The following is a 12694-nucleotide window of genomic DNA, read 5'->3' as shown; positions in this document are numbered from 1 at the left end:
CCGTCAGATGTCGCGTAATCCCGCGGATCCCTGCCCTGACGCGGTAGCAGGAAGCCCTCCGGGCGACTGGGCGATCACTCGAACCGCCTTCGAATCGGTTCAGAACTTTTGCTTGACCCGCGACGTAAGTGGAAGTAGCTTCATCCGCATGGTCACCGCAGACCCCCGCAGCACTGCTGCACAGCCTCTTCCCCGCACCTCCGACGAGTCTCAGCAGCTGCTTCTGCAGATGCGCGGCATCGTGAAGGTCTTCCCCGGCGCCCGTGCTCTCGACGGCGTCGACCTCGATGTCCGACCCGGTGAGGTGCACTGCCTCCTCGGCCAGAACGGCGCCGGCAAGTCCACCCTCATCAAGACCCTCGCCGGGGCCCACCAGCCCACCGAGGGCGAGATCCTCGTCGACGGGAACGTCGTCACGATCCCGTCCCCGACGGCGGCCCTCGCCCTGGGCATCGCGACGATGTACCAGGAGCTCGACGTCGTCGACGGCCTCTCCGTCGCCGAGAACATCTTCCTCGGCCACGAGCTCTCCCGCGGCGGCTTCACCGCCCGGGCGAAGGCCACGAGGATCACCCGCGAGCTGATGGAGCGCCTCGGCCACTCCGAGATCTCGCCGAACCGCGAGGTCGGCACGCTCTCCGCCGCCGGCAAGCAGATCGTGCAGATGGCCCGCGCCCTCTCGCACGACGCGCGGGTCATCATCATGGACGAGCCCTCCGCGGTGCTCGACTCCGAGGAGGTGGAGAACCTCTTCCACGTGGTGCGCCAGCTCACCGCCTCCGGCGTCGCCATCGTCTACATCTCGCACCGCCTCGACGAGATCCGCGCCATCGGCGACCGGATCACCGTGATCAAGGACGGCGCGACCGTCGCGCAGAACCTCGCGGTCGCCGACACCCCCACCTCGAAGCTCATCACCCTGATGACCGGCCGCGCCGTCGAGTACGTCTTCCCGGACCGCCAGGAGCTCGACGTCGAGGCCGAGACGCTGCTGAAGGTCGAGAAGCTGGGCCTGCAGGGCTCCTTCTCGGACGTCTCCCTCGAGATCCGCGCCGGCGAGGTCGTCGGCCTCGCGGGGCTGGTCGGCTCCGGCCGCTCCGAGATCCTCGAGACCATCTACGGGGCGCGCCGCGCCAGCACCGGGACGGTCAGCGTGGCGGGCAAGCGCCTGCGCGCCGGATCCGTCACCTCGGCGGTCGACGCCGGCATCGGCCTCTGCCCGGAGGAGCGCAAGAGCCAGGGCCTGCTCCTGGACGAGCCGGTCTACCGCAACATCACCCTCTCGACCTTCGACCGCTTCGCCAAGCGCGGCTTCCTCGACGAGCGCTCCGAGCGCGCGGCGGCGGCCGAGCAGGCGGTCTCCCTCGACCTGCGGCCCTCCGGGGTCGACCGCGACGCCCGCACCCTCTCCGGAGGCAACCAGCAGAAGGCGCTCCTCGCCCGCTGGCTCGTGCGCGGCTGCCGCGTCCTGCTGCTCGACGAGCCGACCCGCGGGGTCGACGTCGGCGCACGGGCCGAGATCTACACCCTGATCAGGGACCTCGCGACCAACGGCGCCGCCGTGCTCGTGGTCTCCAGCGAGATCGGCGAGGTCCTCGGACTCTCCGACCGAGTGCTCGTGATCTCCGACGGCGCCGTGGTCCACGAGGGCCCGGCCGATTCGATCGACGAGCACCGCGTGCTCGATCTCGTCATGGAAGGAAGTGCAGCGTGAGCGGACAGCTCGACACCGCGTCGCCGTCGATCGGCGGTCCGCAGGAGGACGCCGCCCGTCACGCGTCGGCCGCGACGGGAGGCTCCTCCGGGGGCGTGCCCTCGAAGGACTCCCGCTCCGGGATCGCCCGCCTCATGCAGGGCTCCCTCGGCCGCAACGTCGGGCTGCTGCTCGCGCTGGTGATCCTCTGCATCGTCGGATTCGCGACCGCGGGGGAGCGCTTCGCCAGCGTCGACAACGTGCTCACGATCCTCCGCCTCGCCGCCGTCATCGGCGTGCTGAGCATCGGCATGACCTTCGTCATCACCTCCGGCGGCATCGACCTCTCGGTCGGCTCCGTGATGGGGCTCGCGACGGTCTGGGCGAGCACGGTCTCGACCCAGTACTACGCGGCCAACACCTCCTGGCTGGTGATCGTGCTCACCGCGGTCGTCGTCGGCCTCGTCTGCGGCCTGATCAACGGCGCGCTGATCGCCTACGGCCGGGTCGTCGCCTTCATGGCGACCCTGGCGATGCTCGTCGCCGCCCGCGGCTTCGCCGAGCTGATCTCGAACCGCCAGACGCAGGTCGTCACGGTCACGCCGTTCCTCGACTTCTTCCGCGCCGACGTGCTCGGCATCCCGGTGCTCGTGCTGATCTTCGTGGTCGTCGCCGTCGCCGGCTGGATCCTGCTCAACCGCACCACCTTCGGCCGCCGCACCATCGCGGTCGGCGGCAACCCGGAGGCGGCCCGTCTCGCAGGCATCAAGGTCCGCCGTCACACCATGTACGTCTACGGCCTCGCCGGGCTCACCGCCGGCATCGCCGCCGTCATGATGCTCGCCCGCACCACCGCCGGAAGCTCGACCAACGGCCTCCTCTACGAGCTCGACGCCATCGCGGCGGTCGTCGTCGGAGGCACGCTGCTGGCCGGCGGCCGCGGCACCATCGTCGGCACCGTGTTCGGCGTCCTCATCTTCACGACCCTGACCAACGTGTTCACGCAGAACAACATGTCGACCTCGACTCAGGCCGTCGCGAAGGGCGCGATCATCGTCGCCGCCGTCCTGCTGCAGCAGCGGTTCGCCGCCCGCGGCAGGAAGTCCTGACCCCGGGGCTCCGGCCCCGCTCCTCCACACACAGCAACCCACCCGACCACCCAGGTCACCTCTCCGCAGGACACGTGTGCCCTCGGACCCCTCGGATCGATCGAAGGAGATCACTTCCATGCCCGCACGCCCCTTCACCCGCAGCCGCCTCTCCCGCACCGCCCGACTCGGCTCGGCCGGCGTCGCCTTCGGCGCCGTCGCGCTGATGCTCACCGGCTGCATCTCGAACGCCCCGGTCGAGACCGGCAACGCCGCCTCCGGCGGGACCGCCGCCGCCGTGGCCGCCTCGGACAACGACGCCTCCGGCGACAACGTCGTCATCGGCTTCACCGCTCCCGCCGCCGACCACGGCTGGATGGGCGCGGTCAGCCGCGCCGCCATCGCCGAGGCCGAGAAGTACGACGACGTGGAGCTCCGCACCGCGGAGGGCACCAACGACGTCAACCTCCAGATCAGCCAGGTCGAGACCTTCATCAACGACGGCGTCGACGCGATCGTGCTCCTGCCGATCGACGGAGCGGCGCTCACGCAGGTCGCCACCCAGGCGATGGAGGCGGGCATCACCGTCATCAACGTGGACCGCGAGTTCTCCAGCCCCTTCGCCGCCCGGTCGACCATCCTCGGCGACAACTACGGCATGGGCGTCAGCGCCGGCACCTACATCTGCGAGGAGCTCGGCGACAACCCCGACGCCGTCGTCGCCGAGATCGCCGGCATCGACTCCCTCCCGCTGACCCAGGAGCGCAGCCAGGGCTTCTCGGACGCGCTCGAGGGCTGCGGACTCGACGTGGACAACCGCGTCGCCGCCGACTTCACCGTCCAGGGCGGAGAGCAGGCCGCGGCCAACCTCCTCCAGGCCGCGCCGAAGCTCGACGCCATCTGGAACCACGACGACGACCAGGGCGTCGGCGTCCTCGCGGCGATCGACACCGCCGGACGCGACGAGTTCCTCTTCGTCGGCGGCGCCGGCTCGGCCAACGTGATGCGCGCGATCGAGGCCGACGACTCCGTCGTCAAGGCCACGGTCGTCTACCCCTCGACCCAGGCCGCGGACGGCATCAAGCTCGCCCGCCTCGTCGAGCAGAACAAGTCGATGGCCGACACCAGCTCGCTCGGCGTCCCGCGCCAGATCCAGCTCTTCGCGCCGGTCGTCACCAAGGACAACGTCTCCGAGTACCTGCCCTCGGCCTTCGAGTCCTGATCGGCCCCACCAGCCCGGGTCGGCGCGGGAACCATCCCGCGCCGGCCCCCACCTCGGCGCCGCCCCGGGATCACTGACGACCCGCAGCGCAGCGCCACCGGCATCCGCGAGAGGAGGAGGAGTGCAAGACACCGGCCCCAGGGCCGGACAGGAGGAGACCGGATCCGCTCAGTCGTGCGGACAGCGACGGACCCGGCCTCTGCGATGAACACCTCATTGAAGGAATCACATCACGCATGAATGGTAAGCGATCCTCGAGAAGAAGCATCAGGCGTCTTCTCGCACTCGGCATCGCCGGGATGGTGACGGTCTCCGGACTCACCGCCCTCGGCCTGCCCGCCTCGGCCCACGACGGAGTGGACCACGGTTCCGAGGGCGGAGCATCCGCTCTCGACTGGAGCAACTACGAGAAGGTCCTGCTGACGAAGAACGTCGGCGAGCCCCTCGACCTGGCCGTCCTCCCGGACAAGTCGGTCCTCCACACCGCTCGGAACGGCGAGATCCGCCACACCGACCCCAAGACCGGCACCACCCGTGTCGTCAACACGATCCCCGTGTACCAGAACTCGGAGGACGGGCTGCAGTCCGTCGGCATCGACCCCGACTTCGCCGAGAACAAGTGGGTCTACCTCGTCTACGCGCCCCCCGGGAACACCCCGACCGGTGCGGCCCCGAACATGCTGCCCGAGGGCGCGACCGACAGCTACTGGGACCAGTGGAAGGGCATCAACCGCCTCTCCCGGTTCAAGTGGACCGGCTCGGGCCTCGACCTCGCGAGCGAGCAGAAGATCATCGACATCGAGACCCAGCGCGGGCAGTGCTGCCACGTGGGTGCCGACTTCGACTGGGACGCCGACGGCAACCTGTACCTCTCCACCGGCGACAACACGCCGGCGAGCGCTCCGGGTGCCGCGGGCTTCGCGCCGAACAACGACGCGCCCCGCATGAACCCGGGCTTCGACTCGCGTCGCGGCGCCGGCAACACGAACGACCTCCGCGGCAAGATCCTCCGGATCACCGTGCAGGAGGACGGCTCGTACACGATCCCCGAGGGCAACCTCTTCCCGGTGGGAACCGAGAAGACCCGCCCCGAGATCTTCGTGATGGGCGTCCGCAACCCGTTCAAGATCGACGTCGACGCCGAGACGAACACCCTCTCCTGGGGCGACTACGGCCCCGACGCCACGAAGGCCGCTGCGGCCGACGGCGTCCGCGGCCCGATGGGCCTCGTCGAGTGGAACGCGACCGGACTGGACGAGCCGCACAACTCCGGCTGGCCCTACGTCCACGGACCCAACGCGCCGTACAACGAGTGGAACTTCGAGACGTCGACGCCCCGCGGCTTCTTCGACCCGGAGAACCTGAAGAACAACTCGCGCTGGAACACCGGCCTCGTCGACATCCCGGACGCCAAGGCGGCGACCGTCTACTACGGCGACAACCCCGGCGACCAGCCGTTCGACGAGCTCGTCAACTTCGGAACCAGCACCGGCCAGGGCCCCATGGGCGGACCGGTGTACCACTTCGACGCGGACAACACCTCGACGTCGAAGTTCCCGGAGTACTGGGACAAGAAGACCTTCTTCGGCGAGTTCTCGCAGGACTACATCGCGGCGTTCACGCTCGATGAGGACCGCGCGGTCACGCACATCGAGGACTTCCTCCCCAACGCGGCGCTCAGCCAGGCCGCGCAGCCGATCCACGACAACCCGATGGACATGGAGTTCGGCCCCGACGGGTCGATGTACGTGATCGAGTACGGCGACGGATTCTTCCGCGCCAACCCCGACGCGGGCCTGTACCGGATCGACTACGCCGAGGGCAACAAGGCGCCGCAGGCCCGCTTCACCGCGACCCCCCTGTCCGCCTCGCAGACCCCGCTCGAGGTCACGTTCGACGCCAAGGGATCGACCGACCCCGAGGGCGACGCACTCACCTACGACTGGGACTTCGACGGCGACGGCACCTTCGACGCCACCGGAGTGACCGTCAAGAAGACCTACACCGAGCTCGGACAGTTCACGGCCCGTCTGCGCGTCACCGACGCCAAGGGCAAGTTCAGCCTGACCTCGCGGGTCATCTCGGTCGGCAACCAGGCGCCGCAGATCCAGATCCAGACGCCCGGCAACGGCTCGTTCTTCAGCTGGGGCGACGCGATCCCCTACCAGGTGACCGGCAAGGACGCTGAGGACGGCGACCAGATCGTCAGCAGCCGCGTGGGCTGGACCTACGGCCTCGGCCACGACGAGCACGCCCACCCCGAGGTCACCGGCACCGGTGCCAAGGGAGCGTTCCCGACGTCCAAGGACTCGCCCGAGCACGGCCCCGGCGCGCTGCTGTACGGCACCGTCGTCGTGACCTACACGGACGGCGGCTTCAACGGCCTGCCCCCGGCTGCGGCCGAGGCGACGCTGCGGCTGAACCCGAAGACGCAGGAGGCGGAGCACGCCGCCCGTGAGGGCGTCCTGCCCTACGCGGACACCACCGCCAGCGGCGGCAACGCCGTCAGCGGACTCGGTGCGGGATCCTTCCTGCGCTGGGACCCGGTGAACTTCGCCAACCTGACCGGCGTCGTGGTCCGCGCCACCGGTGAGGGCACCGTCGACCTCCGCTGGAACGCTGCCGACGCAGCGCCCTTCGGAACGGCGACCATCCCCGCGGGAGCCGGCTGGAAGGACGTCCTCGTCCCCTTCGGCACCAACGTCCCCCGCGGCACCGGCTCGCTCTACGTGACCTCGCCCAGCGGCCTGTCGCTCGACTCCCTCACCTTCCAGGGTGTCGGCGCCGGTGACAAGACGGCTCCGACCGTCGCGGCGACCCTCGACCCGGCAGCGCCTGCGGGCGTCGGCGGCGTCTACAACAAGCCCGTGACCCTCGGCCTCACCGCCACGGACAACGGAGCGCTCTCCACCGTCCAGTACTCCGCCGACAACGGCACGACGTGGACCACGGTCCGCGCCGTCAACGGCGCGTACACGGTCCCGTTCACCACGAACGGCGCCCGGACGATCCAGTACCGCGCCACCGACACCGGCGGCAACGTCTCGGCGGTCGGCACGGTGAAGTTCACGATCGACCTGGCCGCGGCGAACGCCCCGACCGCCGCGTCGACCACCACCGTGGCGCTCTCGGCTCCCCGCGTGACCTTCGGGGCACCGGGCGAGGCGACCGTCACGGTCACCGGTCAGGGTGGGAACCCCGGCGGAGAGGTCGTCCTCTACGAGGGCGCCACCGAGCTGGGCCGCGCGACGCTGAAGGACGGCAAGGCGACCTTCGCCCTGCCGAAGACCCTCGGCGCCGGCACCCACACCCTCCGTGCGGCGTACGGCTCGGACGCCACCTTCAAGGCCTCGGAGGGCACCGCCCGCCTGATCGTCTCGAAGGCCGCCTCGGAGCTCACCGCGACCGTCTCGCCCAACCCGGTCAAGCCGGGCGCCAGCGCGCAGGTCACGGTCGACGCGAAGTCCTCGACGGGTGTCGCCGGCACCGGTCAGGTGAGCGTGATGGTGAAGAGGAACCTCTCCACCGTCGCGATGCTCACCGGGACCCTCGACGAGAACGGGCACGTCGTGGTGACGCTCCCGAAGCTCGCGGCGGGCAGCTACAAGCTGACCGTCACCCACACCGCCACGGCGGACACCAACGCCGCGTCGGCGCTGCTGAACCTCACCGTCCAGCAGTAGCCCTCGCGCAGGGGCCGGCCGGCTCGACCGGGCCGGCCGGCCCCCCACCCCCTGCACCATCTGCCATTTCGAAGGAGAAATGATGCACCACCACCACGCATCCATCACGGCCAAGCCGATGAGCCGGCGCTCGCTGATGACGGCCCTGGCCGCATCGACCGTCGCGGTCGGCGTCGGAGCGGGAGCCCTCGCGGCGCCCGCCACGGCCGCCCCCGCGCCCTCGTCCGGATCCACGCGCCTGGTCCCGATCAACCGCATCGGCATCCAGCTCTACAGCGTCCGCGACAAGGTCTCGTCGCTCGGCTTCCGGGCCGTCTTCGAGGAGCTCGGCCGCATCGGCTACAGCGAGATCGAGTTCGCCGGGTACACCCAGGGCAACGTCGGGGCGATCACGCCGCAGCAGATCCGCCAGCTGCTCGACGACAACGGCCTCCGCGCCGTCGGCTCGCACGTCGGCACCAACCTCCTCCGCTCGGAGCTGGGCAAGCAGATCGAGATCGCGCAGATCCTCGGCACGCCGCACCTCGGCACCGGCAACGCGCCCACCAACGTCAACACCAAGGCGGGCTACCTCGCCGCGGCGGAGGAGTGGAACAAGTGGGGCCAGCAGGTCTCGGCCGCGGGCATGAAGCTCTACCAGCACAACCACGCCGGTGAGTTCGGGTTCGCCACGGACGACCCCAAGACCCGCCTGTACGACCTCTTCTACGACAACACCGACCCGCGTCACGTGTACCTCGAGATGGACGTCTACTGGGCGTACGTCGGCAAGAAGCTCTACCCGGGCTTCGAGCCGCTCGACTACATCAAGCGCAACCCGCGCCGCTACCCGATCCTGCACCTCAAGGACGGCAAGACGAACAACGCCAACACCAACGGCTACGACATCGTCGAGTTCGGCGCGGGCAACCTGCCCTACCAGGCGTTCCTCTCGGAGCTGCGCGACCGCGGCCAGCGCTTCGGCGTCTGGGAGCAGGACACCGCTCCCACGCTGGCGACGCCGCCGAGCACGGGGAACTCCCTCGAGGCCGCTTCCCGCAGCTACTCCGCGATCGCTGCGCTCCGTGGCTGAGCGCACCCCGCGCCGCGCGCGCCGCACCGACAGCACCACCACCAGCACGACGCGCACGAGCGCACCGAGGAGAACCCCCATGAAGTGGAAGACGCCCACGGCGGTCCTCGCGGCCGCCTCCCTCGCGATGGTCGCCGCACCGTCCGCCTTCGCGGCGACGACGGACTGCACCACCGAGCTCGGGAACCAGACGATCACAGGAGACCTCAACGTCGGCGCGGGCCAGACCTGCGTGCTCGGCAACGTGACCGTCACCGGCAACGTCATCGTCGGCGACGACGCCTGGCTGGACGCCACCTCGGCGACCATCGGCGGCGACGTCATCGGCACCGACGCGTACGGCATCTCGATCGACGGCACCAGCGTCGGCGGAGACGTCGTGTCGTTCTCGGACGGCAGCCGCAACGGCTTCCTCTACCTGCGCGACCTCACGGTCGGCGGCATGGTCGAGGCCGGCGGGATCGACGTCGAGTTCAGCGACCTCTCGGTCGACGGCTCGGTCAGCACCGACGCGGCGAACTACGTCGACGTCGACCGCACCAGCGTCGGCGGCGACGCCACCTTCGCCGGCAGCGACTTCGGCGTGAACGTGCAGGGCGCCATCGTCGGCGGCTCGCTCGCCGTCACCGGCTCCTCGCGCGGCGTCCTCCTGGGCGCGAACGAGGACGGCTCGGCCTCGGCCCTCGGCAACACGGTGGGCGGGAACCTCACGCTCTCGGGCAACTCCGGCAACGTCCAGCTCGCGGGCTCGACGGTCGGCGGGCGCATCGCGCTCGCCGACAACGCGCCGGCGGTCAACTTCGGCGCGGGCAACACCGCCGCCGGAGTCGACGGCACCTTCACGGGAACGGCGGCGGGCGCTGCGGCGGCCGGCGACCAGGCCGTGGCCGTCATCGTCCCCGAGGCCAACAAGGGCGAGCTGACCTGGACGCTCGAGGGCACCAGCAACCTGGTGAACCTCGGCGTCGCCGAGGAGCAGGGCGACCACTTCGCCGCCTCCGGTGAGCTCGTGCCGGTCCGCGTGACCGACACCCGCCTCAACGGCCCGGCCTGGTCGGTCACCGGCCAGCTGAGCGACTTCCGCTCCGGCGAGAAGACGTTCTCGGGCAAGCACCTCGGCTGGACCCCCGAGGTCCTGGAGAACACGGGCGGGGCCGTCGCCGGCGCAGCCGTCCCCTCCGGGTTCGACTCGGGCAACGGCCTCGCCACGCCCCGCGTCCTCGGCTCCGCCGCGGCGCAGCACCCGACCGGATCCTCGGTCCTGGGCGCCGACCTCGACCTGAAGCTCCCGCTCTCGGTCGGAACCGGCACCTACACCGCGACGCTGACGCTCACCGCGCTCGGCTAGCACCGGTGGGGCGGCCTCCGGGCCGCCCCACCCTCCCCCCGTCTCCCCGCGAGACGCCACTCCGGTCCGCCCCGCTCGGCGTGCCGCGTACCGGAGCGGCGTCCCGCGGGGAGGCATCCCCCCTTGCAACGGAAGCCTGATCGATGTCGCTCATGCCACGCACCTCCCGCACCACCGCCGCCCTGCTGCTGATGACGCTCCTCGCAGCCGGCGGCCTCTCGGCTCAGGCGGGTGCCCAGGAGGCGGATCCCGCCTCCACGCCGGTCACCTGGGGGGTGCGCCCCGCCGACACCGAGCAGGGCAGCGAGCGGCCGAACTACGCGTACGCCCTCGATCCCGGCGGCCGCCTCAGCGACGCCCTGATCGTCTCCAACTACGACGACGAGGAGCAGACGTTCCGCGTCTACGGCTCCGACGGCTTCATCACCGAGGCCGGCCAGCTCGACCTGCTCCCCGCCGCGGAGCCCTCGACGCAGCTCGGCAGCTGGATCGCGTTCCCCGAGCCCGAGGTCACCGTGCCCGCCGGCGAGAGCGTGCAGGTCCCGTTCGAGGTCGTCGTCCCCGAGGACGTGACCCCGGGCGACTACGCCGCGGGCGTCGTCTCCTCGATCCTGGTGCAGGGCGAGACCGGAGTCTCGGTCGACCGGCGCCTGGGCTCGCGCATGTACCTCCGCGTCGGCGGCGAGCTCGCCCCGCGCCTGTCGATCGACGGCCTCGCCGTCTCGTACCAGGGCGGCTGGAACCCCTTCGCCCCCGGCTCCGCGACCGTCGACTACACCGTGACCAACGCGGGCAACACCCGTATCGCGCCGGGCGCCGAGATCAGCGTCGCCGGCCTCTTCGGCCTCGCGCCGGTGTCCGCGACCGACCCGGAGCCACTGCCCGAGCTCCTCCCCGGAACCTCCGTCTCGCGCACCGTGACCGTCGCCGGAGTCTGGCCGCTCTTCGTCGCGACCGCCCGCGCCGCGCTCTCGGGCACCGTCGTCACCGCCGACCAGGCCGCGCAGGCCGACTCCGCCGTCGTCGTCCCCGACGTGCCGGTCGCCACCGCCGAGACCTCGGCCGCGGCCGTGCCGTGGAGCGCCGTGCTCCTCCTCGCCCTGCTCATCGGGCTCATCGTGCTGACCGTCGTCCGCCGCCGCCGCCGGGCCGCGGGGGAGCAGGCGCGCATCGACGCCGCCGTCGCCGCCGCTCTCGGTGCCCAGCCGGAGGACGCCGACCGCGCGGAGGTCCGCTCCTGACCGGGTGCGGCCGACGCGGTCCGCGGGGGATCGCGCCGGCGCGGCCCGCCGCCTCCGGGCGCGCGGCCGCCGCTCTAGCGGACCGCCCGCCCCTCGGCGCGCAGCTGGTCGAGGAAGCCGTCCACCACGGCGGGGCTGAGCAGGTGCCCGCGCAGCATCAGCGCGGCACCGCGCACGCCCCCGCTGCCGCCCAGCTCGGCGGTCACCACGTCGAGCCGCTGCGTCGCGAGGGGGAGGGAGCGCTCGTCGATCACCGAGCGCACGGCCGTCAGGATCTCCGGGCTGGCGAGGGCGACCGCGCCGCCCAGCACGATGACGGAGGGGTTCAGCAGGCTCACGCAGGTGGCCAGCACCTCGCCGAGCTGGAGGCCCGCGATCCGCGCCGCCTCCACGGCCTCGGGATCGCGCGCCTTCAGCAGGTCGATCAGCTCGCGCACCGACTGCACGTCGCGGCCCGCCCGGGCGAGCCCGGCGGCCAGAGCGGAGCCGCCCGCGACCGCCTCGAGGTCCCCCTCCTGACCGCCCGCCGCGGCCGGGGCCGTGCGCGGCACCTGGACGTGGCCGAGATCACCGGCGGAGCCGAGGGCTCCGCGCTGGAGCAGCCCGGACGAGACGATGCCCGCGCCGATGCCGGTGCCGACCTTCACGAACATCAGGTCGAGGGCGTGCGGGAACCGCGAGGCCCGCTCGCCGAGCGCCAGCAGGTTCACGTCGTTGTCGACGAGCACCGTGGTGTCGTAGCGCCGGCGCACGAAGGCGGGGATGTCGAAGCCGTCCCAGCCGGGCATGATCGGCGGGCGCACCGGGCGGCCGCTCGCGTGCTCCACCGGGCCGGGCACGCCGACCCCGATGCCCGCGAGGGCGGTGCGGTCGACCCCGGCCGCGGCGAGGATCCCGTCGCAGACGTCGAGCGCGTGCCCGAGCACCGCCACGGGGCCCTGCGCGATGTCGAGCTCCTCGCGGCGCTCGGCGATGATGCGGCCGTCGAAGTCGGTCAGCGCGATGGTCGAGTGCGCCGCGCCCAGGTCGATGGCCAGGAGCGAGCGGACGGCCGGGTCGAAGACGAGGCGCGCGGACGGGCGGCCGCCGGTCGACGGAGCGCGGTCGAGGTGCGCGATCAGTCCGAGGTCGAAGAACTGCTCCAGGCGCGTCATCACCGCGGTCCGCGCGAGGCCCGTCTCCTCGACCAGCTCGGCGCGGGTGCGCGGCCGACCGTCGGCGAACAGCCTCAGCATGTCGCCGGTCGCGGTACCCGCGCGCTCGGCCACGCTCAGCTCCTTCTCTCGGCCCGGAGGACGGGTTCGGGGGACAGCACACCTGAGGAAACCAGTCGACGCACGGTCGCGC

The 12694-nt window shown here is 71.6% G+C and carries 8 protein-coding genes; 7 read left to right on the top strand and 1 reads right to left on the bottom strand.

Annotated elements, in window-relative coordinates; genetic code table 11:
• The first annotated feature begins 229 nt into the window (after window positions 1-229).
• From C5C49_RS06855 to C5C49_RS06825, 7 genes are all read left to right on the top strand, one after another.
• Window positions 230-1714 carry a sugar ABC transporter ATP-binding protein gene (locus tag C5C49_RS06855; protein ID WP_208543410.1) on the top strand — a complete coding sequence of 495 codons (1485 nt, stop codon included), beginning with the start codon at window positions 230-232 and terminating at the stop codon, window positions 1712-1714.
• Between the two features lie 134 nt (window positions 1715-1848).
• On the top strand, window positions 1849-2802 hold the full coding sequence (locus C5C49_RS06850) for an ABC transporter permease (protein ID WP_068256795.1): 954 nt from the start codon (window positions 1849-1851) through the stop codon (window positions 2800-2802).
• Window positions 2803-2920: 118 nt separating this feature from the next.
• Window positions 2921-4003: a substrate-binding domain-containing protein gene (locus C5C49_RS06845; RefSeq protein ID WP_104345749.1), complete on the top strand. Its 1083-nt coding sequence runs from the start codon at window positions 2921-2923 to the stop codon at window positions 4001-4003.
• A gap of 236 nt (window positions 4004-4239) precedes the next feature.
• Window positions 4240-7686, top strand: coding sequence for a PQQ-dependent sugar dehydrogenase (locus tag C5C49_RS06840; RefSeq protein ID WP_146083623.1), 3447 nt, complete (start codon window positions 4240-4242; stop codon window positions 7684-7686).
• A gap of 82 nt (window positions 7687-7768) precedes the next feature.
• Window positions 7769-8758 carry a sugar phosphate isomerase/epimerase gene (locus tag C5C49_RS06835; protein ID WP_219813126.1) on the top strand — a complete coding sequence of 330 codons (990 nt, stop codon included), beginning with the start codon at window positions 7769-7771 and terminating at the stop codon, window positions 8756-8758.
• A gap of 79 nt (window positions 8759-8837) precedes the next feature.
• Window positions 8838-10106, top strand: coding sequence for a hypothetical protein (locus tag C5C49_RS06830; RefSeq protein ID WP_104226600.1), 1269 nt, complete (start codon window positions 8838-8840; stop codon window positions 10104-10106).
• Window positions 10107-10258: 152 nt separating this feature from the next.
• Window positions 10259-11347: a hypothetical protein gene (locus C5C49_RS06825; protein ID WP_146081490.1), complete on the top strand. Its 1089-nt coding sequence runs from the start codon at window positions 10259-10261 to the stop codon at window positions 11345-11347.
• 74 nt (window positions 11348-11421) lie between these two features.
• Here the strand turns inward: C5C49_RS06825 and C5C49_RS06820 are convergent, their stop codons facing one another.
• Window positions 11422-12615: an ROK family protein gene (locus C5C49_RS06820; protein WP_258068407.1), complete on the bottom strand. Its 1194-nt coding sequence runs from the start codon at window positions 12613-12615 to the stop codon at window positions 11422-11424.
• Window positions 12616-12694: the final 79 nt, after the last annotated feature.

The sequence above is a fragment of the Rathayibacter sp. AY1E2 genome, assembly GCF_002932325.1.
In the GTDB taxonomy this organism is placed as follows: domain Bacteria; phylum Actinomycetota; class Actinomycetes; order Actinomycetales; family Microbacteriaceae; genus Rathayibacter.
Note: the sequence above shows the minus strand (reverse complement) of the source record. Positions and strands in the feature narration are given on the sequence as shown.

Bases quoted from the DNA above. Each gene is read 5' to 3' on its own strand.
- C5C49_RS06850 (WP_068256795.1), top strand. From the start codon at position 1,849: ATGCAGGGCTCCCTCGGCCGCAACGTCGGGCTGCTGCTCGCGCTGGTG.
- C5C49_RS06825 (WP_146081490.1), top strand. From the start codon at position 10,259: ATGCCACGCACCTCCCGCACCACCGCCGCCCTGCTGCTGATGACGCTC.
- C5C49_RS06830 (WP_104226600.1), top strand. From the start codon at position 8,838: ATGAAGTGGAAGACGCCCACGGCGGTCCTCGCGGCCGCCTCCCTCGCG.
- C5C49_RS06840 (WP_146083623.1), top strand. From the start codon at position 4,240: ATGAATGGTAAGCGATCCTCGAGAAGAAGCATCAGGCGTCTTCTCGCA.
- C5C49_RS06845 (WP_104345749.1), top strand. From the start codon at position 2,921: ATGCCCGCACGCCCCTTCACCCGCAGCCGCCTCTCCCGCACCGCCCGA.
- C5C49_RS06855 (WP_208543410.1), top strand. From the start codon at position 230: ATGCGCGGCATCGTGAAGGTCTTCCCCGGCGCCCGTGCTCTCGACGGC.
- C5C49_RS06835 (WP_219813126.1), top strand. From the start codon at position 7,769: ATGCACCACCACCACGCATCCATCACGGCCAAGCCGATGAGCCGGCGC.